This is a genomic window from Cryptosporangium sp. NPDC051539, assembly GCF_044454545.1.
GTDB lineage: Bacteria > Actinomycetota > Actinomycetes > Mycobacteriales > Cryptosporangiaceae > Cryptosporangium.
Genome location: NZ_JBITDV010000016.1, coordinates 131479 through 155043 on the forward strand (window position 1 = coordinate 131479; position 23565 = coordinate 155043).

Consider the following 23565-nt stretch of genomic DNA (forward strand, 5'->3'; position numbering starts at 1 on the left):
GGTAGGCCGCGCCGGGGGCTCCCGAGGTGGGGTACGCCGCGGTGGGCGGTGCCGACGTCGGGCGCGGCGCGCCGGAGGTGGGCTGCTCGGCGCCCGGGGCGGCCGGCGGGGGCGCCGAGAACTGGACTGTCTGTTGGGATTCTTCTGGGGGCGGAGGCGCCTTGGGAGTGTTGATGACCTGCGTGGCCTCGGAACCGGCCGGCTCGGGCGGCGGCCCGGACGTCGGTGCGCCGGACGTCGGCGCTCCGGACGTGGGCTTCGGCGCCTTCGGGTCGGGCTCCGAGGGTGACGACGGCTCAGGCGGGCGAGTGCCCTCGGTCATCGCGACGACTCCTCCACCGGTACGGATACGGTCCGAGACCCGGACGCTATCGGGTCAACCGGTGACAGGGTACGAACACCGCAACTCCCGTTACGACTGACGGGCTAATTCCCTTCAAGCCGTGTCCATTTATGGCACAAAGCCCGGCGCCTCTGAGGCACCGGGCTCGGGATCGTGCGCGCTTAGCTCTGCCGGGACGCGATCACGAGGATCTCGTCGCGCATCGTGCCTTCCGGCATCCGTGCCAGGACCCTTTCCAGGGCCCGAGCACGACGGTGCGCCATGCGCCGCTCACGGAGCCGCTGGGACAACGTAGACACGGTAGCCTTCTTTCCGTCGGTGTTTCGAACCTTACGCCTTCTATAATGCGCCAGGTTGCGGATATATTCCATCGATTTTACGGTGAGACGCCCCACCCTCGTCCCGTCGTTCAGCTGACAGCACGACGCCCCGCGCACGTCATCGGACGAGTACGGGGCGTCGTGGAGGGAAACGCGGTGTGATCTACGACCAGGCGAGCGCGACGCCCTCCGGGTCCTCGAGGAACCGCCCGACGTCGGCGAGGAACTTCGATCCGCCCTCGCCGTCGACGATCCGGTGGTCGAACGACAACGCGAGCTGACAGACCGAACGGGGTTTCACCACGCCCCGATGCACCCACGGCCGTTCCACGATCTGCCCGACGCAGAGGATCGCGGCCTCACCTGGGTTCAGGATCGGCGTGCCGGCGTCGACCCCGAACACGCCGACGTTCGTGATCGTGATCGTTCCGCCGGTCAGGTCGGCGGGCGGCGTCCGCCCGGCCTTGGCCACGCCCACGAGCGAATCCAGCGCCGCCGCCAGTTCGGGCAGCGACAGCCGGCCAGCGTCCTTGAGGTTCGGCACCATCAATCCGCGCGGGGTGGCGGCCGCGATGCCCAGGTTCACGTAGTCCTTGACCACGATCTCGGCTGTGCCGTCCGGCCCGTCGACCCAGGTCGAGTTCAGCTCCGGGTGCCGGGCGACCGCGAGCGTCACGGCCTTGGCGATCAGCAGCATCGGGTTCACCCGGACGTCCGCGAAAGCCTTGTTCTCGCGGAGGCGTCGCACGGCGCGGAGCGTCCGCGTGACGTCGACCGTGAGCCACTCGGTGACGTGCGGCGCCGTCGCGACGCTCGTCACCATCGCCTCGGCGGTCAGCTTCCGTACGCCACGGACCGGGATCCGGTGCTCCCGCACCTCGGCGGTGACGGTCGCGGCCGGCGCCGGTACCACCTCGATCGCCACTGAGGACGCTGCGCGAGTCACGTCGTCGCGCGTGACGATCCCGTCCGGGCCGGTGGCCGGGATGCGCGCGAGGTCGACGCCGAGGTCGCGGGCGAGTTTGCGGACCGGCGGTTTCGCTCGGGGTCGAGACGTGGTGGCGGGGTGCGGCCGGGTGCCGGTGGGGATAGGGGTCACGCTGTCGGCGGACTGGGCGGCCCGCTCGGCGGCGCGGCCCATCTCGAGGCCGCCGTGGCGGACCGGTTTCACGCCCGAGGCCAGTGCGTCGGGGATCGTCGGGAGCAGCGGGAGCGTCGCGTCCGGCGCGGGCTCGGCCTGGTCACCGACGAGGCCGCCGCCGCCGACGGCGGGAACCGGCTCCGGGGTCGGCGTGGCCCGCCGGGGGCGCCGCCGGGACGCTCCGGTGCGGGGTCCGTACCCCACGAGCACGGGCGTCCGACCGCCTTCGCCGGAACCGCCGCCGTCGCCCGGTGCAGGTCCGGCCGAGCCGGCGGGAGGCGCGCCCACCGCGCCCACCGCGGCCGCTCCGGCCGGTGGGACCGCCCCGCCACCGGGGCTGCCACCCGAACCGGGGCCCGCCCCGGGCGTGCTGCTTGCGGCACCGCTGCTCCCGATACCGCTGCTCACGGCGGGCGGCGCGGCGAGGGCGGCGTCGCCCGGAATCGCGGAATCGCCCGCTCGTGTGACGTCCGCATCAGCGTTGGCGGACGTGCCCGGGGCGGTGTCGATCGCGATGAGCGGGGAGCCCACCTCGACGGTCGCGCCTTCGGCGTGGTGCAGTGTCGTCACCAGCCCGGCGTACGGCGAGGGGATCTCGACCGCGGCCTTCGCGGTCTCCACCTCGACGATCGGCTGGTTGAGCGTGACCGTCTCACCGGGCGCCACGAACCATCGGAGGATCTCGCCCTCGGTGAGTCCCTCGCCCAGGTCGGGCAGGTCGAACGTACGGATGTCAGCCATGTCCGCTCCTCAGAATCCGAACGAGCGGTCGACGGCGTCGAGGACCCGGTCGAGGTCGGGCAGGTAGTCGTCTTCCAGCCGGGACGGCGGGTACGGGGTGTCGTACCCGGTCACCCGCAGGACCGGCGCCTCCAGCGAGTAGAAGCACCGCTCGGTCACCCGGGCCGCGATCTCCGAGCCCAGGCCGAGCGTGCCCGGCGCCTCGTGGACCACGATCAACCGCCCGGTGCGCTCCACCGACGCGTACACCGGCTCCAGATCGAGCGGGGACAGCGTCCGCAGATCGATGACCTCGAGGTCACGCCCGTCCTCAGCCGCGGCCTCGGCGCTCTCGACCATCGTGCGGACCATCGGTCCGTAACCGACCAGCGTCGCGTCGGTCCCCGGACGCACGACCCGGGACGAGTGCAGCGGGTACCAGTCTTCGGCCGGGGCCTCGTCGGAGACCTCGCCCTTCTCCCAGTAGCGGCGCTTCGGCTCGAAGAAGATCACCGGGTCGTCGGACGCGACCGCCTGCTGGATCATCGTGAACCCGTCGGCCGGGTTCGAGCAGGTCACGACCTTGAGCCCGGCGGTGTGGACGAAGTACGCCTCGGGCGATTCGCTGTGGTGCTCGACCGCACCGATGCCGCCGCCGAACGGGATCCGGATGACGACCGGCAGCTTCACCTGGCCGTGCGAGCGGTAGTGGATCTTCGCGAGCTGGCTGACGATCTGGTCGTACGCCGGGTACACGAACCCGTCGAACTGGATCTCGCAGATCGGCCGGTAACCGCGCATCGCCAGCCCGATCGCGGTGCCGATGATGCCCGATTCCGCCAGAGGTGTATCGATTACTCGGTGCTCACCGAAGTCTTTTTGCAGACCGTCGGTTACTCGGAAGACGCCGCCGAGCCGACCGACGTCCTCTCCCATGATCAGCGTCTTCGAATCGGTGTCCAGCGCGCTGCGCAGACCGGCGTTCAACGCCTTGGCCAGCGTCATCGACGTCATCGACGGCTCCCTTCCCGGCGGGGGACGGTACTCCGCTCGGTTTCGTCGCCAGAAGCTAGGAATTCCGAGGAATAGGCGCGGAAGGTTTCGCGCTGCTGTTCCAGCGGCGCGGTGGGTGTCTCGTAGACCTGGTCGAAGAGGGTTTCGGGGGCGGGATCGGGCAGTTCGAGGCAGCCCTTGCGCACTTCGGCGGCGAGCTCGTCGGCCTCGGCGTTGATCTCGTCGAAGAAGGACTGGTCGGCGACCTGCTGGCGGACCAGGAACGAGCGGAGCCGCTCGATCGGGTCGCGCAGCCGCCACTCCTCCAGCTCCGCGGCGATGCGGTAGCGGGTCGGGTCGTCGGACGTGGTGTGGGCGCCCATCCGATAGGTGAACGCCTCGATGAACGCCGGACCCTGCCCGTGGCGGGCGTCGTCCAGCGCGCGGCGAGTGACCGCATAGGTGGCCAGCACGTCGTTGCCGTCGACCCGGACGCCCGGGAAGCCGAACCCGGCCGCGCGCCGGTAGAGCGGCACCCGGGTCTGGCGGTCGGTCGGCGCCGAGATCGCGTACTGGTTGTTCTGGCAGAAGAACACGACCGGTGCGGCGAACGCGGCCGCCCAGACGAACGCCTCGTTGACGTCACCCTGGCTGGTCGCACCGTCGCCGAGGTAGGCGATCACGGCCTCGCCGTCGTCGCTACCGACCCGTCCGTCCTTCTGGACGCCCATCGCGTAGCCGGTCGCGTGCAGGCACTGGGCGCCGATGACGATCGCGTACATCGCGAAGTTGTGCGCGTGCGGATCGATCGCACCGAGGTCGACGCCGCGGAACATCCGCAGCGCGTGCAGCGGGTCGACGCCACGGCACCAGGCGACGCCGTGCTCGCGGTAGGTGGGGAACGCCATGTCCTGGCGCCGGAGCGCGCGTCCGGAACCGATCTGTGCGGCCTCCTGGCCGAGCAGCGACGCCCAGAGGCCCAGCTGGCCCTGGCGTTGGAGTGCGGTGGCCTCGGCGTCGACCCGGCGCACCAGGATCAGGTCGCGGAAGAAGCCGCGGTATTCGTCGTCGCTCAGATTGACGTCGTAGTCCGGGTCGTGGACTCGCTCGCCCTCAGGGGTGAGTAGCTGAACGAAGCCGCGTTCGGGGACGGATTCGGACATGCCGATCTCCTCGCTCGTGCCCTCCGGTGCGGGGTTGCCGCTCCGACGGATATCGATACCGATGCCGCTCGCAGGGGTGGCGCGGGGGACACCGGGGCTTTTCGTCGAGGGCGTCGGTGGCCCTCGTCGCCAGCATGTCAGACCGATGCCTGCTCATGTCTGTCGGAAACCCACAGCGCAACCGGCGGTTAGCTGTCGCGATCGACGATTGTCCGTGCGATAGGTGCAGTCCACCGATCGGGCAGTGGAGGCTGGGCGAACGCCGGGGCCGTCAGGATCGCCCCCGGCGGGGGAGGGGCCGGACGATGGAACGATGCACCGGTCGCGTGACTCGTCTCCCCGCCGTGGCGGTCGTGACGGTCGCGGCGGTCGTGGGCGCCGGGCGACGTGGGGTGGGCTGGCGGCGCTGTGCGTGCTGGCGACGGGCTCCACGGGGGCGTTGCTGATCGTCGCCAACGCCGGGGCGGATCTGGTGACGATCGCTCCGGCGCGGCCGGGAGCCGGACCCGGGGCCGGGCCGGGTTCGGGGCCCGGTTCAGGGCCCGGTTCGGGGCGGGAGGCTCGGCCGGAGGCCGGGCCCGGGGCTGTGGGTGGCGGACCGGGTGGGGAGGTCGGGTCGGCGTCGCGTTCGCCGGTTTCGGCGTTCGGATGGTCGGAGGAGGCGGCCCGGCGTCCGTACGTGGCGTCGTCGCCTCGGCCGCCTTGGGCGCCGCTCTCGCCCCGGGTCTCGCTCTCGCCTTCGCTGCTCGCGTCGCCTTCGGAACGGGTGGACGAAGCACCATGGCCCGACGAGTCGGGTACGGCGGCGACCCCGACCGCACCGGCGTCCCCTGGGGAGGGGCCGGACCGGTCGGACGCCGCCGTACCCGATTCGACGCCGAGCCCATCCGTCGACACCACCTCAAGCCCAGGGAGCGCCGAGGATGCGCGGCCGTAGGACCGACACCTGCTCGGGTGCGGGCTCCTCCTCGGCCGGCTCCTCCGGGGCCGGAGTCAGCTCGCTGATGAGGTTCTGCAGGTCATGGGAGACCGAGGGGTCGACGAGCATCGCCTGCAACAGCAGTTGCTGAGCGCGGCTCTCCTGGTCGTGCGTGACCTGGTCGACCAGCCCGGCGGGCGCGTGCCCGATCGCCTGGTTGGTCTCCTCGAGCAACTCGGCCTGGACCTCCTCCCGGCCGCGGTGCCCGTGGCCCAACACCTCGACGAACCGGGCCTTGACGCTCGCCCAGTTCTCCGTGGCCGCAGCAGCGACGATGACCGCGCCACCCGATGCCGCGACACGGTGCAACCTCGCCACTAGATGCGCGTCCATGGGTAAACCTTGGCCCCGGGTGTTGATTTAGGGCAAGAGAGACACCCATGTCCTTTTCGTGCTCACTAGAGTTACGCGGGTTCGTACGCCTTCGTCAGCGCTTGACTGAAGACCTCGGTCGGCTGGGCGCCCGAGACGCCGTACTTCATGTCGAGGACGTAGAACGGGACGCCGCTGATGCCCAGTTCGCGAGCCTGCTGCTCGTCGGCGCGGACCTCGTCGGTGTAGTCCGTGCTCTCGAGGACCTTGCGGGCCTCGTCGGCGTCCAGACCGGCGTTTTTGGCCAGGTCGACCAGGGCTTCGGTGTCGTGCACCGACTTGGCCTCGCCGAAGTGCACGGCGTAGGCGTGATCGAGCAGCTCTTTCTGCTTGCCCTGGGTGGTGGCCCAGTGCGCCAGACGGTGGAAGTCGAACGTGTTGCCGGCGTGCCGGTTGTGGTCGTAACCGAGGCCCTCGGCCGCGGCCGTAGCCGCGAGCTTCGCCTCGGCCGCTTCGACCTGACCGCGGGGCATGCCGAACTTGCCGATCAGCATCTCGGTCACCGGGGTGGTCTTGCCGGCCGGGTGGCTGGGGTCGAGCTCGAACGAGTGGTACACGACCTCGACGTCGTCGCGGTGCGGGAAGTCGGCGAGGGCGTTCTCGAACCGCCGCTTTCCGACGTAGCACCACGGGCAACCGATGTCCGACCAGATGTCAACGCGCATGACGCCTATCGTTGCTCGCTCGGCCAGGAATTGCCGGTGAGTAGCTCGTACGCCTCGAAATAGCGGGCCTGGGTGGCGGCGACGATGTCGGTGGGGATCTCGGGTGCGGGCGGCTGCTTGTTCCAGCCCGTGCTGGTGGCCCAGTCGCGGACGAACTGTTTATCGTACGAGCGTTGGGCCTGGCCCGGTCGATATTCGTCGGCGGGCCAGAATCGCGACGAGTCGGGCGTCAGGACCTCGTCGGCGAGGGTGAGGGTGCCGTCGGCGGCCCGCCCGAACTCGACCTTCGTATCGGCGACGATGATGCCGCGCTCGGCGGCCAGGTCGGCGCCGCGGCGGTAGATCTCCAGCGTGAGGTCGCGGAGCTCCTGCGCTTCTTTCTGGCCCACGGCGTCCTCGACCTGGGCGAACGAGATCGGCTCGTCGTGGCCGACGGTGGCTTTCGTCGACGGGGTGAAGATCGGTTCCGGCAGTTTGGAGCCGTCGACCAGGCCGGCGGGCAGCTCGATGCCCGAGACCGTGCCGGTCTGCCGGTACTCGGCGAGTCCGCCGCCGGTGAGGTACCCGCGGGCGACGCACTCGACCGGCGCCATCTCCAGCCGTTGGCACCGGATCGCGCGGCCGGCCCAGTCCGCGGGGACGTCGGTGCCGAGCACGTGGTTCGGTACGACGTCTTTCAGCTGCTCGAACCACCACAGCGAGAGCTGGGTGAGGACCGCGCCCTTGCCGGGGATCGGGGTGGGCAGCACGACGTCGTAGACCGAGACCCGATCGGAGGCGACCAGGATCAGGTCCTCGCCGTCGAGGTAGACGTCCCGCACCTTGCCGGAATGAAGAAGCTCCACCGTGTCCCTCGCCGTTCGTCCTGGGATTCCAGATTACGTGCGTCGAGGTGGGGAGGGTCATCCCCGGGTGCGTCCCCCGACGCGCTCGGGGGTGGCGATCGGGGGTGGCCGCTCGGGGGGGCGATCGGGGGTTGCCGTCGGAGGTGGCGATCGGGTGCGGACGTGGTCGACGGGCCGGAGCGGAGTCTTGAGCTCAGCGCGGCAGCGGGGGAGCTGTAGAAAATGATCGTTCATTCATTTATGGTGGCGGTATGCGGAAGGGCGGCAGTCGGACGGCGGTGCACGTGGCGTTGTTCCGGGCATTGGAGTCGGCGCGCCCGGCGGATCGATTGTTCGTCGATCCGTACGCGTCGCGTTTCCTGACGCCGGGGTATCGCGCGGTGGCGTGGGCGGCGCGGTTGCCGCCGGTCGGGCGCAGGCTCGAGCGGTACATCGATTCGCGCTGGTCGGGCGGGCCGCGCGGGTCGGCGGTGGTGCGGACGCGACTGATCGACGACTGGATGACGGCGGCGGGGGCGCAGCAGGCGCTCGTGCTCGGGGCCGGATTCGACAGCCGGGCGCACCGGTTGCCCGCACTGCGGGACGCGGCCGTGTTCGAGGTGGACCATCCGGCGACTCAGGCGGTGAAGCGGCGCCGGTTGCCCGGGCGGGTGGTGTTCGTGCCGGTCGACTTTCTTCGGGATGACTTGGGGGCGGCGCTGGTGGGGGCCGGGTTCGATTCCGGCGCGCGGACGGTGGTGGTTTGGGAGGGCGTGACGAATTACCTCACCGAGTCGGCGGTTGATGCCACGCTGCGGTCGGTTGTTGGGCTCGTGCCGGTGGGGAGTCAGATCGTTTTTACGTACGTCGACCGAGGTGTTTTGGGTGGGGGCGGTGGGTTGGCCGGTGGGGCCGGGGTCGGTGGGGTTGATGAATTCGGCGGGTTCGCCGGGGTGGAGAGCTGGCGGGGCGCGGTGTCGGCGGCGGGAGAGCCCTGGACGTTCGGGTTCGTACCGGCAGAGCTGCCCGGGTACCTCGCCGACAGGCGGTTGCGCTTGATCGACGATTTGTCGACCCGGGACGCGGCCGCGCTGTACGGACGGGAGGAGCCGACGGCGGCGTTCTACCGGGTCGTCCGGGCGGAGGTGGTTTCCGGTGCCCAAGGTCACTGAGGAGCATCTCGCTGCGCGGCGGCAGCAGATCCTGGACGCGGCGGCGGCCTGCTTCGCGCGGGAGGGGTTCCACCGCACGTCGATGACCGACATCGTGCGGGAGTGCGGGGTGAGCGCCGGGCTCGTGTACCGGTACTTCAGCAGCAAGGACGAGATGATCGCGGAGATCGTCCGGGAGTGGCACGCGCACCGGGCAGTCGCGCTCAGGTCCGGCGACGTGGCCGAGAACTACCTCGGGCTGCTGCGCGAGGTGGGAACTGCCGACGGGCCTGACCCGCGGCTCGCTCTGCAGGTGTGGGCCGAGACCGTTCGGTCTCCGGAGATGCGCGCGCTCGCGCGCTCCGGTGTCGATTCGGTGCGGCAGGCGGCGGGGGCGGTCGGGGAACTGCCCGATGATGCGGACGCCCTGGTCCGCGTGATGGTCGCGGTCTATCAGGGGTTGCTGGTGCAGACGGCTTGGGACGAGGAGCTGGACAACGCCGCGTTCGTGGACGCTGTGCGGGTGTTGCTCGAGCGGGTGAAGCGCGGTCGGGTGTAGCTCGAGCGGGTGTTGCTCGAGCGGGTGTTGCTCGAGCGGGTGTTGCTCGAGCGGGTGTTGCTCGAGCGGGTGTTGCTCGAGCGGGTGTTGCTCGAGCGGGTGTTGCCGTGGGCGGCGACTGCTGATGTGCGATGCGGGGGCGTGGGGTTGCCGCGTTCGGAGCTGGCGGGCTCGCTGGCGATCCGGGCCGCCGGGCGTCCGTCCGGCGAAGCCGGCGGCTCGGGGGGAGGGGGCGGGCGGGCTAGTGCCTGGGTGGCCCTGTGCCTGGGTGGCCCTGTGCCCGCCCGGGGTGGCCCGGTGCCCGCCCGGGGCGGTCCGGCGCCCGCCCGGGGGCGGGTGCGGTGCTCAGGGCGGGCGGTGCGGTGCTCAGGGCGGGCGGTGGTGCTCAAGGCGGGCGGTGGTGCTCAAGGCGGGCGGTGCAGTGCCCAGGGCGGGCGGTGGTGCTCAGGGGGCGGGGCGGTCCGGTCCGGTGCTCAAGGCCCGGCCGGGGCGGGGGCAGTCGGTGGCGGCGGGTTAGCGCTGGCCGGGGACTCGGGGGCGGGTGTCGGTGTCGTCTTCGTCGCGCGTGGGCGGACGGCCGAACGGGTCCTCGCCGTCGTCTTCGCCGGCCCACCAGCGGTCGACCACGTCGGCAGCTTCCTTGCGGCGGCCGAAGAGCCCACGCCGGCCCTTGCGGCCGGAGCCGGTGTCCGCGTCGGCATCGGTGTCCGTTTCCGCCGGTCGCGAGTTCTTGGGCTCGTCCTTCGGCGGGGCGGACTCGGGCGCCGGGAACGGCGATGGCCTCGCCGCGTGGCGGGTGCGTTCCCACGCGACCTCGGGGTCGGCCTCCACCGCAGGCCGGGGCGGAGGGGCGGGCGGCAGGTTGGCTCCAGGCCGTCGGCCCCGGGACGCCCGAGCCGGACGCTCGTCGGTGCTGTCGGCCGGAGGGTTCAACGATGGACGGGTTGCCGCGGTACCGGCGCCGGTTCGCCGAGTCGGTCGAGGGCCGGATGCCAGATTCGGGCTCTCTGGGGACCCCGGCTGCAGCCCGGGCCATACCGGCGACTCGGCCGGGCCAGTCGGCCCCGCGGGCGGCAGCCCCGCCGACTGCAGCCCCGCCGACTGCAGCCCTGCAGGCGGTGCCGACCTCGGCCCTGCTGGAGGTGCTGACTGCGGCCCCGCCGGCGGTGCCGTCCTTGGCCCCGCTGGAGGTCCTGACTGCGGCCCTGCCGACTGCGGCCCTGCCGACTGCGGCCCTGCCGACTGCGGCCCTGCCGACTGCGGCCCCGCCGGAGGCGCCGACCTCGGCCCTGCTGGAGGTGCCGACTGCGGCCCTGCTGGAGGTGCCGACCTTGGCCCAGCCGGGGGTGCTGACTGCGGCCCTGCTGGAGGTGCCGACCTTGGCCCAGCCGGGGGTGCTGACTGCGGCCCTGCCGACTGCAGCCCTGCAGGCGGTGCCGACCTCGGCCCCGCCGGAGGTGCCGACTGCAGCCCTGCTGGCGACGCGGCCCCCGGTGCTGCCGGGGGTGCAGACCTCGGCCCCGCCGGGGGCGCCGACTGCGGTCCTGCCGGGGGCGCCGACTGCGGTCCTGCCGGGGGCGCCGACTGCGGTCCTGCCGGGGGCGCCGACTGCGGTCCTGCCGGGGGCGCCGACCTGGACCAGCCCGGTGTGGTCTCGTGGCCCGCGGGCGTGGTCGGTGCGGTGTCGTGTCCGGCCGGTGCGGCGCCGGGCCAGGTGGGCCCGCTCGGGCGAGGTGGCGCTGGCCAACTCGGCGCCTGCTGGCCACCCGAGGCCGCCGTCGGAGTGCCGGACTCGGCCGGACGTTCACTCGGCATGGCTCCGGGCGTGCCGGGAGCGGCAGGTGAGGTCGGAGTGCCCTCGCGTCCGGTCGGCGGGGTTCCGGGCCAGGTCGGCGCGCTCGGCTGGGGTGACGTTGGCCAGCTCGGTGCCTGTGAGCCGTCCGGGGTCGCGGGGTTCGTGACGCCGATCGGTCGGCCCGGCTGGGCGCTGGAGGCGGCCGGCGAGGTCGGGGACGATGGCGTGGTGCCCGGCCAGGTCGGCGCAACTGGGGCGTTCGATTGCCAGCTCGGCGCCTGAGCGGTGGGGGGCGGCTGGTCGGTCGGTCGGCCGGGTCGGGGCGCCGGCATAGTCCACAGGTCGACGGCGGCTGCCGGACGGGGCGTGGGGGCCGGGGGGCTCGACACCGGGGGCGTGGCACTGCCGCGAGCTGCCTCGCCGGGGCTCGGCGCGCCGGCGGGCGTCCGGCCGAAGGGCGCGAGGCGGGGCGCCTGCGTCCCGGGGAACGCCATCCCCTCGGGCGTCGAGCCGGAGGGCGTCGAGCCGGGTGCCTGCGCTGCGGGGAGCGTCTGGTGGCTCGGAGCGGACGGACTCTGGGGCGGCGGCGCGGGCTCCGTGAGGCCGGTCGGACGCGACTCGGCCGTCGGCGAGGTGTCCGGGGATCCGGACGGGCTCGACGCTGACGGCTGCGGTCGCCGCTCGTCGGTCGGATGGGCGGCCCCGAGTGCCCTCGGCCGAGGCTGGCCCGGCGCGCCGGTCGAGCTTGCCTGCGATGCCGCGTCGGAGCCCCAGAACGAGCCGTCGCCCGATCGAGCAGACGGCCCGCTGGCCGTGCGGGGCCGGAAGCGGTCGTCGTTCGGCTCCGACGCGTTCGGACCGGCCGACGACCCGTCGGTCGCTCGCGCCGGAACCGCGCTACCGCCCGGTTGGACCTGGCCGCCCCCAGCAGCCAGCCGGCCCTGCCCCGGACCGTCGATCGGGCGGCCCTGCCTCAGCCCGTCTGCCCGGCGAGCCTGCTCCAGCCTGTCGACCTCGCTGCCCTGCCCGGGCCGGTCGGCCGCACGACCCAGGCCCGGCCGGTCGGCCGCACGACCCAGGCCCGGCCGGTCGGCCGCACGACCCAGGCCCGGCCGGTCGGCCGGACGCCCCTGCCCCGGCCGGTCGGCCGGACGCCCCTGCCCGGGCCCGTCAGCCGCACGACCCAGGCCCGGCCCGTCGGCCGCACGACCCAGGCCCGGCCCGTCGGCCCCACGGCCCAGCTCCGGGCCGTCGGTCGGGCGGTTCGGGAACGGGAAGTCGGTCGAGTTGGCCGGTCCATCGGTCGCGCCGGAGCGGAACGGGCCTTTGCTCGGGCGGGCTGACGGGGCCGCGGCCGGGCTCGGGGAGAAGCGGTCGTCGTTCGGTGGTGCCTGGTGTGGACCGTCGGTCGGGCGCGGCTCGACCGGTGCGTCGGCCGGGTCGGGCTGGCGGTCGGTTGCACCCGACCGGAACAGGCCCCTGCTCGGGCGGACCGGCAGGGCGTCGGCTGGGTTCGCCGAGAAACCAGTGTCGCTCGGCCGGGCCTGACGACCACTGTCAGCAGGCGGCTGGAACAAGCTGCCGCCCGGCTGGGGCTGGGAGTTACCGGCCGCCCAGTGCTCGGCCGGGCCCCCGGTCCGCGGGAACGGGCTGCTGCTCGGCTGGGGCTGCGGGCCACCGGCCGCCCAGTGCTCGGATGCTCCCTCGGCCCGCTGAGCCGAGCTCGGAGCCGGCCAAGCGGCCGCGGGCCGGTCAGCCGCCCCAGGCCAATCAGCCGACTTAGGGCGGTCAGCCGACCCAGGGCGGTCAGCAACAGACCGACCGGCAGGGCCGGGGCCCTCAGCCGGCGGGGCGTCGGGGCGACGGGGCTGGAACGGGTCGGGGTAGTTCGTCGCTGAGGGCAACGGGCCCAGGCCTCCAACTTCCTTCGGCTTCAGGGACACCGCACCCTCGAGTGCCTCGGGCTGAGGCACGGCGGGCAGTACGGCCGGCGCTAACTCGCCCACCGGGTAGGTCGACGACAACTGCGGCACCGACACCCCGAGCTCGCCGAGTGCATCACGGACGCGCGCGTACGCGCTGAGCTCGGCGCGAACCGGCGCCAGCACCCGCTCGCGGGCGACCGGCGTCACGGCGTCGAGCACGGCTTGTTCGGCCCGCATCCGGGCGGCCCTGGCCCCACGCCCGGCCAGGACGATGCCCACCACGTGCAGGATCGGCCCGAGCAACAGCCCGGTCAGCAACAGGCCGACCGGCAGGGCCAGCGACCCGGTGCCGGACGGGTTGTCGTCACGGCTCACCGCGGCCGCGATCGCCAGCCCGAGCGTCCACGCGATGCCGCCGAGCAGCGCCAGTACGACGAGGTACTGCACGCCGCGGTAGAGCCACCACCAGCCCGGCCGGCGCGCCAGGCCCAGATCGGCGGTGGCGACCGCGCGGTCGAGCGCGTCCGGCAAGCTGTCGAGCTCCGACCGGGCGGCCTGGTGCACCAGCCCCGGCCACGGCACCGGCAGCGCGCTCGTGGCGTCGTCGGTGAGATCGCGGAGAGCCTCTTCCACCTGCGGACGCTGCACCGGGTGCAGTACGGCGGGCCGCGCACCGCTGCGCCGGGGCGCCTTGCCGGCGTTCTCACGCAGCGGCGCCAGCGGATCGGCCTTCGCCCGCCCGAACCAGTGGATCAGCGGCCACCCGAGACTGCGGTTCGCGGAGAATTTGTACCCGCGCTCCACCGCCTCGCCGACCGCGGTGACCCCGGCCGCCTCGGCCAGCGTCGTGTACAGACGTTTCGCCGCCCCGCGGTCGACGTCTTCGCGGACCTCGGGACCGGCCAGCGGAGCCAGCTCGTCGGCGACCCCGTCGAGGTCGGCGGCCAGGCGACGCAGGGCCGCCTGCCGGGTGGAGACCGTCGCCGTGATGCGTTTCCTCAGCTCGGGCAGGCCGTCGCCGCGCAGTGCCGACAGCGGCACCAGCGGGACGCCACGCAGCCCGTCGGCGTCGAGGAGCCGGCGTACGTCGGCCAGGCACGCCTCGGCGTCGGCGTCGCTGAGCAGGTCGACCTGGTTGAGCACCACGACCGTGACGCCCGCGTGCCGGGACAGCCGCCGCAGGTAGCGGGAGTGCACGGCCTCGTCGGCGTACTTCTGCGGATCGAGCACCCAGACCAGCAGATCGACCAGCTCGACCAGGCGATCGACCTCGAGCCGGTGCGCGAGTTGGGTCGAGTCGTGGTCGGGCAGATCGAGCAGCACCAGGCCGCGCAACTCGCTCTGGGTGTCGGCGTCGAGCGCGCTCTCGCGGGTCGTGCGGTTGTCGTACGGGATGCTCAGCCAGTCGAGCAATGGACCAGCACCGTCGGGACCCCAGACGCACGCGTGCGGGGCGTTCGTGACCGGACGCCGAACCCCGACCTCCGACAGATCGAGCCCGGCGAGTGCGTTGAACAGCGACGACTTGCCGCTGCCGGTGGCACCGGCCAGCGCCACGACCGTGTGCGCCGGAGAGAGCGACAGACGCTCGGTGATCTGGCGGGTGACATCGCGGGCGGAGCGCAGGTACGAGTCGTCGACGCGCCCGTCGATCACGCCCATGACCCGCTCGAGCGAGGTGAGGCGCGCGGCGATCGGCGGTGCGTCGTCGCCCGGTAATGCCGGCGACCTGCTCATCGCCCCTCCTCCCGCGCGGAGTCGGCCGCCCGAGCGCCGTCGGCCGACTGCGCGGCCGGCTCGGAGGAGCCCGCGGACGGGCTCGGTGCGGGCACTTCGGTGGTCACGGACTCGACGGTAGCCGTATCGCGCGTTTGTGCGGGTGCACCATCCACAGGCTCTTTGCCGGACGAGGTCGGACGGAGGTCGAGGTTCGGCTCCGGCAGCTTGGCCAGCATGGAGGCCAGCGCACCCACGGCCGGATCGGCCGCCGGCTTCTCCACCGAGGCCGTTCCTACCGCCGGGGCGCCCGCTACGGCCGAAGGCGCCACGACCGCTGCGGACGCTGTCACCGCCGCGGACGCGGCGAAGTCGGGGACGGGACGCGCGGCCTCGATGAAGAGCGTGGCCACCTCGTGGCGGTGACGTTCGATCAGCCGGACGGCGTCGCGGAGGCGGTCGATGGTGCCGGCCGGGGGATCGAGCTCGTCGAGCCGGGCCGTGTAGCGACGCTGTTCAGCGGCGAGCGCGGCGCTGAGCCGGCCGAGCAGGTCGGCCCGGGCCACGTGGGCGGCAGCACGCACCTCGTCGTCTTCGAAAACCTCGGCCAGCAACTCGGCCGAGAGCGTCACGGTGCCGCCGGCGACGTCGACCTCGCGGCCGACCGGCAACGTGCCGTCTCGCAGTGCGGCGGCGATCGCGATCGGCAGCGCGCTCGCCTTGCGACCGCCGTCGACCGACGCGTCGATCCCGTCGAGCCAGGAGCGGGCGGCCTCCGCGGCGTTCTTCGCCGCGCCGGACGACCCGCGGTCGCCGAGCGGCTCGGCCGCCACGGTGCCCGACGGAGTCTTCTTCCAGCTCCCGACCAGCTCGGCGGCGGCCTCGTCGACGATCGAGGTGAACAGCCGTACGACCCCGCCGACCAGCCCGGCCCGCACCCGGGAGGCCCGCATCGAGGCCGGCCCGGTCAGCGCGCCGCCACCCTTGCCCGACCGGGCCTCGACGATCGCGGCCAGCCCGCCGTTGCCGGCGAACTCCTGCCAACGGCCGACGATGCCGCCGCGGAACAGCACGCCGTCGTTGACGTCGGACCGCAGCCGGGCGTCGGCCGCGGCGAAAGTCGTGCCGATGCTCGAGCGCAGCGTGGTCACGCTCTCGCGCTGGGCCCGGGTGGCGTCGGCCAGGCCGTCGACCCGGTCGCCGATCGCGGCCAGCGCGTCGGTGACCGTCTGCCGGACGACGCGGGCGCGCTGCGCAGGCGACTCGGCCAGGCGGGTGGCCCACATCCGCAGCGAGCGGACAGCCTGCTCGGGCAGCAACCCGCGCTCGTCGAGCGTCGACTGCTCGATGACGAAGAGCGGCGCGGCGCCGAGGCCCTCGTCACGCAGCAACTCGCGCAGGTGGGTGCTGACCGTCGCGTGCGCGAGGTGGTTCACCCGGGAGAGCACGACCGCGATCGAGGCACCCCGTGCCACCGCGGCCCGCAGCAGGTCCCACGGGACGGCGTCGGCGTAGCGGGCCGCGGTCGTGACGAAGATCCAGAGGTCGGCGGCGACGAGCAGCCGGCCCGCGAGCTCGCGGTTCTCGGACTCGACCGAATCGACGTCGGGCGCGTCGACCAGCGCGAGCCCGCTGGGCACGGCACCGGACTCGAGGACGCGGATCGAGCCCCGCTTCCCGTCGGACGACCGGGGAAGCGAGGGCAGCGGGCCACCGACGAGGAACGTGCCGAAGTCGTCCGGATGGCAGACGAGCACCGGCGAGCGGGTCGTCGGGCGCAGCACGCCCGCCGGGCTCACCGGCTCGCCGACCAGCGTGTTCAGCAGCGTCGACTTGCCGCCGCCGGTGGAGCCCCCGATGACGAGGAGCGGCGGGGTCTCCGGGCGGGACAGTCGGGGGACCAGGTAGTCGTCGATCTGGGCGGACAGGCTCGTGGCGGTACTCGCGGCGTCTTCGGCGCCGCGCAGCGGTAGGTGGAACCGGGTATCGGCCAGCGCGACCCGGAGCGCCTCTAACCCCTGGATCAGTTGCCTCGGAGGCACCACCGAAGCGGTCTTTTCGGGCGTACTGGGCCACGACGTGGCACGAACACCCCCGTCCGTCGTCACGCGAGTTCTGCCTCTCCGCTTACCCCGGACCCATTACCTGCGCCGACCCCACTCGACGTATCCGCTCGGAGACTACCGTCGAGAGGCTCGTCGGAGCCGACGAACACCGTCGCGGTACGAAGCCGTGACCCGGGTGCCGGGCCTGGCCTCAGTCGGTGAGGTCGGCCAGCGCCGCTTCGACCTCCGCCAGCTCGCGGCGGAGGCGTTCGGCCTGCTCCTCGGCCTCGGCGCGGGCCGCGGCGACGATGTCGTCGACCGCCTCGGTGACGCCGGGCGAGTCGAGCTGGCTGACCATGCGCAGCGCGTCGGCGGCGCGGATGGACGTCGGCTTGATCAGCACGCGGGCGCCGCGGGAGGCGGAGATCGTCCACTGCCCCTCGTGGTGACCGATCGTGACGGTGAGGTCGGGCGCCTTCTTGGCCGTGGACTTCCGAGCCGGCTTGGCCTTCGCTGCCCCGGGCGGGGCCGTGACGGGTGCGGCGACGGGTGCTGCGGCCGCGGTGTCGATCGGCTTGGCGGCCGCGGTGCCGGTGGACTTCGTGGCGGGCCGCGGCGCGGTGACGGCATCGGCCGGAGCGGCCGCGGGAGCCGTCACCGGGCGAGTCGACGTCGCCGTTGCCGCCGCGACGGCCGCCGCCGCGCCGGGCCGCGTGCCCAACTCGCTCGATGCCCCACCGCCGGCCGAGCCACTGGCCGTCGCCCCGTTCGCCACCGGGCCGACCACCGCGGGAGCTGACGCTTTCGCGGTCGGCTTCTGGCGCGTGATCTTGGGGGCCAGCTGCAGGTCGGTGGGGGCGAACGGGAGTTCGTCGCGCCCGAAGCGCACGACCACCCACTCGTCGGTCGACGGATCGTCGAACCGAATGACCTGCCCGATCTGCCCGGCTACCTGCCCGGCAGCCGAGGTGAACTGAACCTTGGGCTTTCGTCCGGCCTCGACCTGCGTGCGGAGCGTGTCGAGGTCGGCAGTGGACAGCCCTCGGCTGCGGGTAGTCGGCATCCTGCCTCCTCCAATGGGCCCCTACCGGGACCGCGTCATGGGGGAGTTACTACCAGAGCCCCCCGACGAAACCATTCACCGGGAACCGCGACATCACAGGTACATCCCGGTCCGCTCGCCGTGCGTCCCCGGTTCGCGCCGTTCCGGCAGGGCCTCGCCGAAGAACACCTTGCCCCCGAAATCGCCCTGCAACCGGTCGTCCAGCACGTCGGCCAGCCCGGTCATGACCCTGATCGCGGTCGACAGGTGGGTCGGCTGGAAGTCGGTGCCGAACACCGCCACCGCAGCCCAGACCGTGTCGTCCTCCAGGTACAACCGGCCCACCGGCAGTGTCTTGGTCAGCGCCGACAGCCGCTCGTACAGCCGCTGCGTCGCCCGTACCTCGGTCAATACCGGCGACGACACCTCGACCAGCGGCGGATCGTCGGTGATGCGCACGAACACCATCGCCGACCCACTGCGGATCGCGATGTCGCCGTCGGCGTCCACCGGCAGTTCGTCCACCGGTCGCGCCAGCAGTTCGGAAACGACCGCCCGCACCCGATCCGGCAGCGGGGCCGCCGGATCGTGGGCGGCCGGTGCCGAAGCCCCGGCCGAACTGCCCGGGACCCGCCGAGCCGCCCCCAGCGGGGACAACTCCACCTCACCCTCCAGCGCGGTCGCCGAGTACGTGAGGAACGCCGGGTGCGGTGTGCCGTAGACCTCCCGCAGCGTCCGGATCGCGATCGCGGCCAGCCGACCGGCGTCGGACGTGGGCATCTGCAGGCCGAAGTTGTCGGTCGTGCCGTCGACGACGCCCGGCGGTGACCAGCCGAGCGCGACCAGGTCGGCGATCGCGTGCCGGTCGAGCCGGTGCCCCGGCGGGAGCCCGGCGTTGCCGACGGCCTCCGCGTGCAGCAGGTTCTCGTCGAACATCACGAACTCGACCGTGTACGTCGCATCGCCGGTGCCGCCCGCGGTCGGGTCGAGCGTCAGGGTCAGCTGAGTGCCCAGCTCCAGCCCGCGCAGGATCCCGGCGAGCGCCGTCCGCAGCTCCGCCCAGGCGGCTTCGACCTTGGCGCTCAGATCGACTGTCGACGGGTCTTCCGGCAGGGGCAGTGGATCCACGGTCGGCACCGCCGTCGACGACGATTCGCCCGGCTCGCCGAGCTCGACGAACCGCTCGAGCACGACCCGGCGCAGCCGCCCGGTGTTCCGGCATCCGCGCAGGTAGGCGAGCTGCGCATCGGCGCCGCGGGGAGGCGTCTCGTGGTCGCCCAGACCGGCCGCGCGCAGGCCGGCCACCACGTCGGCGCGGGCGTCGGCGTCGGTCGGCAGCCATCGGTCACGCAATACCGGCCAGGCGATGCGGACGAAATCGGCGCGCGGCGCCGGACCGAACGTGGCACGCAGCGCCGCTGCCGGGCCTCCTGCCGCCTCCTCCAGCGCGAGCTCCCGCGCCAGTTCGGCGGCCAGCCTGGACGGCACTCGCGACCAGTCGAATCCCGGCATTGCGCCTCCTGTTTCGTGCGTCCGCGTACGGGCGCGTGCCGCCACCCTAGTGCGGCCCCTCGACGTCCCCATCAGACCACCGGGCCCGACGACCCGTCTGACGCGTCGCCGACTCAACCGTCCTGCCTCCGCGATTTCCACCGCACACTCGTGCGGGATCGGACAGGGCGTCCGGATGTGAAGGAGAAACGAGAGTCATGCGGTTAGGGGGCGTCCTCCTGGCGGGAGCGGCCGTGGCCACGATGTTGACCGGTTGCTCGTCGTCGGACGAGGACAACGTTCGGACGGCGCTGTCCGAGTACCTCGACGAGGTCGGTGAGAAGGACTACGACGAAGCCTGCGGCTACGTCGACGCGAGCGCCAAGCGGAAGCTGGGCGAGGACTGCGCGCCCGCGCTGAGCAAGCGGTACGCGAACCTGTCGAGCGGCGTCCGGGACGACCTGGACGAGATCGACGTGGACGACGTCGACGTCGACGGCTCGACCGCGACGGTGCACGACGGTGACCTCGAGGTCACCGAGACCAGGAAGACCACCAAGAAGGACAAGGACGGCAAGAAGAAGACGACGACGAAGACGTCACACCACGCCGCGCCGGACGTGAGCAGCGGTGACGGCTTCACGCTGGTGAAGAGCGGCGATCACTGGCTAGTGAGCGCCGGTATCTAGGAACCGCTCCACGGTCGCGACCTTGCTGGTCAGGCCGTCGGTGACGCCGGGCCGGATGTCGGCCTTCAGCACCAGGCTGACCCGCCCGGCACCCGCACCGGCGGCCTCGCAGGCGCGCTTGACGACGTCCATCACCTCGTCCCACTCGCCTTCGATCGACGTGAACATCGCGTCGGTGTGGTTGGGCAGGCCGCTCTCGCGGACGACGCGCACGGCCTCGGCGACCGCCGCTCCGACCGACTCGCCGGTCCCCATCGGGCTGACCGAGAACGCGACGATCACTCAGTCCTCCAGCACGGTGTCGGAGACGCGGTCGGGATTCCAGCCTTCGGCCAGCGCCGCGATCTTCTTCGCGGCCTCCCGCGGGTCTGCTCCCGCACCCACCGCCAGGCCGAGGAGGTAGGTGGTCAGCGGCGCGGCCGGCCGGGCGACCCCGTGGGCGACGTCCCGGGCCAGGTCGAGCACCAGCGATCGGTCGACCGGGCCTTCCAGGCCCAGGTCAACGGTGACTGCCGCCACCCAGTCGTCGAGCGCGCTCATCCGTCTGCCTCCTTCGATTCAGCGGACGCCTGCCACGCGAGTGTTTCGGCGACCCGGATGTCTTCGGCATCGTCGCAGTCGAGCCACGGCGGCACCCCGGCGGGACTTACCCGAACCCGTTCCAGCGAAAGCCGGGCGACGACCCGGCGCAACGGCACCCCGTGCGGTGTTCCCTCTTCGGCTACGGCCGCGGCCAGCGCGGACGCCCGGTACACCCCGGCCAGGTGCTGGTCGCGGCCGGAGTCGTCGACCAGCACGGCTCCGTCGGCCACCAGGGCGGCCTCCCGCAGCGACGAGACCACCGCACGGGTGAGGAACGGCAGGTCTGCGGCCAGTAGCGCCAGCCAGGCAACCGGCCGCGGGGTGGCGTCCGCCAACGCCTCGATACCGGCGGAGAGCGCAGCGACCGGGCCACCGCCCGGGGGGTTCTCGCGGACCACCAGCACGTCGGCCGGGACCGGCTGCGGCGGACCCACGACGACGCGGGGCGCGGCATCCTCGACCGCGGCGAGGACGCGGTCGAGAAGGGAGACCCCGCCGATCAGCAGGCCGGGCTTGTGGACGCCGCCCAGCCGTCGCGCCTGGCCGCCCGCGAGTATCAGTGCGCCGTACGGATCCACGGATTCGAACGTACTCTGAATACTGTCGACCGTAAGGAGATGCCATGGGCAGGGTGACCGGGCGTCGACCGGTGATTCGGGTCAACGGATCTGAGCAGACCCGTCGGCCGGACACGCTCGTAGCCGAGGAGCCGCTGGAGATCCGGGTCGGCGGCCAGCCGTACGCGGTCACGATGCGGACTCCGGGCGACGATGTGGACCTCGTGCACGGTTTCCTGCTCAGCGAGGGCGTGATCACGTCGGCGGAGCAGGTCGCGGGCGCGCGCTACTGCCTGGGCACCGGCCCCGACGGGCAGAACACCTACAACGTGCTCGACGTCGCCCTCGCGGCCGGTGTCGAGCCGCCGTCGCCCGACATCAGGCGGAACGTCTACACGACGAGCTCGTGCGGGATCTGCGGCAAGGCCTCGATCGACGCCGTTCGCACGCAGAGCGCGTTCTCGGTCGCTGAGGACCCACTGCGGATCGGCGTCGACGTCATCGCCAAGCTGCCGGACCGGCTGCGCGCCGCTCAGCGGGTGTTCGACCGCACCGGCGGGCTGCACGCGGCCGCGCTGGCCGGGGCCGACGGAGAGTTGGTCGAGGTCCGCGAGGACGTCGGGCGGCACAACGCGGTCGACAAGGTGCTGGGTTCGGCCCTGCGGGCGGGTTCCACCCCGGCGACCGGGCACGTCTTGATGGTGTCTGGGCGCGCATCGTTCGAACTGGTGCAGAAAGCGGTGATGGCGGGCGTTCCGGCGCTGGCCGCGGTGTCGGCGCCGTCGACGCTGGCCGTCGATCTGGCGGCGGAGGCCGGGATGACGCTGATCGGGTTCCTGCGCGGCGAGACGATGAACGTCTACACCGGTGAGCACCGGCTCACGTTCTGACCGATCAACCGATCTCGAGGATTTCCGGTCCGTCGACCGGTTCGGTCGCCGCCGGCCGCGCCGCCGTACGTTTTCTGGCGGACGCCACTCCTGGGCGCTTTCGGCGGCTCGGTCGCAGCTCGACCGTGGTCAGCTGGGCCAGCACCGAGCGGGGGGCCGCTGCCAGGTAGTCGTTCGGCAGCACCAGGCCGAGCCAGCCGCCGACCGCCGTGCACGCGCCGCCGCCGAGTGCGGCCGGGATCGCCGGCAGCGCGGGGTGCAGCAGCGTCGCGTCGTGGCCCCAGCCGATCAGTGCGGCGGCCGTGGCCGCGACGACCAGCACGGCCGGCCAGGCGCGTTGGGCGCGGCCGCTGAGCGAGACCGCGGCGTGCCCGGTGGCGGCTCCGACCACTACGTACGACAGCAGCAGGAACAGCGCGGGGTATACGTCGGGACCGCGGGTGGTCACCCACGCGAGCGCGCTCTCGTACAGCAAGAGCGCGAGCAGTGCGGCCGCCACTCCGACGGCCCAAGCCCGTGCCATGGCCCGAGACGCTAGCGCGAACATCGTTCGCAAGTGAGGAGGTCCGGAGAAATGTTCATAACGGTCATGCGGTCGGGAGCGCGGTATGAAACGGCGCACGCACGAGCGGGCTGTGCGACCGGAGCTCCCTGGCCGCACTCTCCGACCTGCAGCGGTTGACGTCGAGGGCCTACGGTCGGCGACGTGGACCTCGAGTACCTACGGACCCATCCGGAGACGATCCCGCGGCTGGTCGAGCACCAGCGGATCCGGATCACCCCGCTCGGCGGGGCGAAGGGCGGGCGGATCGAACGCTGGACCCTCGACGACGGCACCGACCTGTTCGCGAAAGTGATCCCGGATCAGAAACTGACATCCGAACCGGGTGACGGGTTCGTGGCGGAGGGGCGGTCGCTGCGCTGGCTCGCCGAGGCCGGCGCCGCGGCCGTGCCGGAGGTGCTCATCGCGATCCCGGAAATGCTGGTCACCGCCTGGGTCGACCAGGGCCGGGCGACGACGTCGGGGGCCGAGGTCTTCGGACGCCAACTCGCCACACTGCACGCGAGCGGCGCACCGACGTTCGGCGCCGAGGCCGACGGGTTCCTGGCCACGCTGCCGCTGACGAACACGCCCGAGCCGGACTGGCCGACGTTCTACGTGAAACATCGGTGCCTGCCCTTCCTGCGTCTCGCTCGTGACGCCGGGGCGCTCTCCGCTGCGCAAACGTCCACGATCGAGGCTGCGCTGGGCCGCCTTCCGGACGCCGCCGGGCCGCCCGAACCCCCGGCGCGGCTGCACGGGGACCTGTGGTCCGGCAACGTCCTGCCCGGGCGCGTGGACGGCGCCGACGGCTGGTGGCTGGTCGATCCGGCCGCGTACGGCGGCCACCGCGAGACCGACTTGGCAATGCTCGCGCTGTTCGGCGCACCGCACCTGGACCGGGTCATGGACGCCTACCAGGAAGCGACGCCGCTGGCGGAGGGGTGGCGCGAGCGCGTCGGCCTGCACCAGCTGCACCCGCTGCTGGTCCACTGCGTCCTGTTCGGTGGGAGTTATGCGTCCCGGGCGGTCGCGGCGGCCCGGAGCGTCCCCTGAGTCCCA

Annotated in this window: 21 protein-coding genes and 1 pseudogene; 6 read left to right on the forward strand and 16 right to left on the reverse strand. The window is 72.8% G+C overall.

Annotation, left to right across the window (positions count from 1 at the left end):
* The 8 genes and pseudogenes from ACIBZJ_RS38455 to ACIBZJ_RS38490 form a co-directional block, all read right to left on the reverse strand.
* Window positions 1–322 (reverse strand): annotated as a pseudogene (locus ACIBZJ_RS38455) (hypothetical protein); the annotation flags it as partial.
* A gap of 182 nt (window positions 323–504) precedes the next feature.
* Window positions 505–642 carry a hypothetical protein gene (locus ACIBZJ_RS38460; RefSeq protein ID WP_395938558.1) on the reverse strand — a complete coding sequence of 46 codons (138 nt, stop codon included), beginning with the start codon at window positions 640–642 and terminating at the stop codon, window positions 505–507.
* Between the two features lie 184 nt (window positions 643–826).
* On the reverse strand, window positions 827–2545 hold the full coding sequence (locus ACIBZJ_RS38465; protein ID WP_395938559.1) for a dihydrolipoamide acetyltransferase family protein: 1719 nt from the start codon (window positions 2543–2545) through the stop codon (window positions 827–829).
* Window positions 2546–2554: 9 nt separating this feature from the next.
* Complete coding sequence (locus tag ACIBZJ_RS38470) at window positions 2555–3538, reverse strand: alpha-ketoacid dehydrogenase subunit beta (RefSeq protein WP_395938560.1); 984 nt, start codon at window positions 3536–3538, stop codon at window positions 2555–2557.
* On the reverse strand, window positions 3535–4680 hold the full coding sequence (pdhA, locus tag ACIBZJ_RS38475; protein WP_395938561.1) for a pyruvate dehydrogenase (acetyl-transferring) E1 component subunit alpha: 1146 nt from the start codon (window positions 4678–4680) through the stop codon (window positions 3535–3537). Before pdhA ends, ACIBZJ_RS38470 begins: the two co-directional genes overlap by 4 nt.
* A gap of 901 nt (window positions 4681–5581) precedes the next feature.
* Window positions 5582–5992, reverse strand: a complete 411-nt coding sequence (locus tag ACIBZJ_RS38480; RefSeq protein ID WP_395938562.1) for a hypothetical protein — start codon at window positions 5990–5992, stop codon at window positions 5582–5584.
* A 71-nt stretch (window positions 5993–6063) separates the two neighbouring features.
* Complete coding sequence (locus ACIBZJ_RS38485) at window positions 6064–6696, reverse strand: DsbA family oxidoreductase (protein WP_395938563.1); 633 nt, start codon at window positions 6694–6696, stop codon at window positions 6064–6066.
* 5 nt (window positions 6697–6701) lie between these two features.
* Entirely contained in the window at window positions 6702–7541 is an 840-nt protein-coding gene (locus ACIBZJ_RS38490) for a phosphoribosylaminoimidazolesuccinocarboxamide synthase (RefSeq protein ID WP_395938564.1), read from the reverse strand.
* Window positions 7542–7608: 67 nt separating this feature from the next.
* Here ACIBZJ_RS38490 and ACIBZJ_RS38495 point away from each other — a divergent pair, with 67 nt between their 5' ends.
* From ACIBZJ_RS38495 to ACIBZJ_RS38505, 3 genes are read left to right on the forward strand one after another with little or no spacing between them, the layout of a single operon-like run.
* Window positions 7609–7767 (forward strand): hypothetical protein, encoded by a 159-nt coding sequence (locus tag ACIBZJ_RS38495; protein ID WP_395938565.1) that lies wholly within the window; start codon window positions 7609–7611, stop codon window positions 7765–7767.
* Between the two features lie 25 nt (window positions 7768–7792).
* Window positions 7793–8692 carry a class I SAM-dependent methyltransferase gene (locus ACIBZJ_RS38500; protein WP_395938566.1) on the forward strand — a complete coding sequence of 300 codons (900 nt, stop codon included), beginning with the start codon at window positions 7793–7795 and terminating at the stop codon, window positions 8690–8692.
* Entirely contained in the window at window positions 8676–9230 is a 555-nt protein-coding gene (locus tag ACIBZJ_RS38505) for a TetR/AcrR family transcriptional regulator (RefSeq protein WP_395938567.1), read from the forward strand. The genes ACIBZJ_RS38500 and ACIBZJ_RS38505 overlap by 17 nt, the downstream gene beginning before the upstream one ends.
* A 513-nt stretch (window positions 9231–9743) precedes the next feature.
* Here ACIBZJ_RS38505 and ACIBZJ_RS38510 read toward each other — a convergent pair.
* From ACIBZJ_RS38510 to ACIBZJ_RS38525, 4 genes are all read right to left on the reverse strand, one after another.
* Window positions 9744–14687, reverse strand: a complete 4944-nt coding sequence (locus tag ACIBZJ_RS38510) for a GTPase (protein WP_395938568.1) — start codon at window positions 14685–14687, stop codon at window positions 9744–9746.
* Entirely contained in the window at window positions 14684–16711 is a 2028-nt protein-coding gene (locus tag ACIBZJ_RS38515) for an ABC transporter (RefSeq protein ID WP_395938569.1), read from the reverse strand. Before ACIBZJ_RS38515 ends, ACIBZJ_RS38510 begins: the two co-directional genes overlap by 4 nt.
* Before the next feature lie 211 nt (window positions 16712–16922).
* Window positions 16923–17774, reverse strand: a complete 852-nt coding sequence (locus tag ACIBZJ_RS38520) for a hypothetical protein (protein WP_395938570.1) — start codon at window positions 17772–17774, stop codon at window positions 16923–16925.
* A 93-nt stretch (window positions 17775–17867) separates the two neighbouring features.
* On the reverse strand, window positions 17868–19265 hold the full coding sequence (locus ACIBZJ_RS38525; RefSeq protein WP_395938571.1) for a T3SS (YopN, CesT) and YbjN peptide-binding chaperone 1: 1398 nt from the start codon (window positions 19263–19265) through the stop codon (window positions 17868–17870).
* A 197-nt stretch (window positions 19266–19462) separates the two neighbouring features.
* On the opposite strand from ACIBZJ_RS38525, the gene ACIBZJ_RS38530 reads away from it, so the two are divergent.
* On the forward strand, window positions 19463–19933 hold the full coding sequence (locus ACIBZJ_RS38530; protein ID WP_395938572.1) for a hypothetical protein: 471 nt from the start codon (window positions 19463–19465) through the stop codon (window positions 19931–19933).
* On the opposite strand, the gene ACIBZJ_RS38535 is transcribed toward ACIBZJ_RS38530, so the two are convergent.
* From ACIBZJ_RS38535 to ACIBZJ_RS38545, 3 genes are read right to left on the reverse strand one after another with little or no spacing between them, the layout of a single operon-like run.
* Entirely contained in the window at window positions 19913–20215 is a 303-nt protein-coding gene (locus ACIBZJ_RS38535) for an MTH1187 family thiamine-binding protein (RefSeq protein WP_395938573.1), read from the reverse strand. The two genes, ACIBZJ_RS38530 and ACIBZJ_RS38535, sit on opposite strands and share 21 nt — an antisense overlap.
* Window positions 20216–20473, reverse strand: a complete 258-nt coding sequence (locus tag ACIBZJ_RS38540; protein ID WP_395938574.1) for a DUF6457 domain-containing protein — start codon at window positions 20471–20473, stop codon at window positions 20216–20218.
* Window positions 20470–21093 carry a molybdenum cofactor guanylyltransferase gene (locus ACIBZJ_RS38545; RefSeq protein WP_395938575.1) on the reverse strand — a complete coding sequence of 208 codons (624 nt, stop codon included), beginning with the start codon at window positions 21091–21093 and terminating at the stop codon, window positions 20470–20472. Before ACIBZJ_RS38545 ends, ACIBZJ_RS38540 begins: the two co-directional genes overlap by 4 nt.
* Before the next feature lie 44 nt (window positions 21094–21137).
* On the opposite strand from ACIBZJ_RS38545, the gene fdhD reads away from it, so the two are divergent.
* Window positions 21138–21962, forward strand: a complete 825-nt coding sequence (gene fdhD / locus ACIBZJ_RS38550) for a formate dehydrogenase accessory sulfurtransferase FdhD (protein ID WP_395938576.1) — start codon at window positions 21138–21140, stop codon at window positions 21960–21962.
* Between the two features lie 4 nt (window positions 21963–21966).
* Here the strand turns inward: fdhD and ACIBZJ_RS38555 are convergent, their stop codons facing one another.
* Window positions 21967–22485: a hypothetical protein gene (locus tag ACIBZJ_RS38555; protein WP_395938577.1), complete on the reverse strand. Its 519-nt coding sequence runs from the start codon at window positions 22483–22485 to the stop codon at window positions 21967–21969.
* A gap of 183 nt (window positions 22486–22668) precedes the next feature.
* On the opposite strand from ACIBZJ_RS38555, the gene ACIBZJ_RS38560 reads away from it, so the two are divergent.
* Complete coding sequence (locus tag ACIBZJ_RS38560; protein ID WP_395938578.1) at window positions 22669–23559, forward strand: fructosamine kinase family protein; 891 nt, start codon at window positions 22669–22671, stop codon at window positions 23557–23559.
* Window positions 23560–23565: the final 6 nt, after the last annotated feature.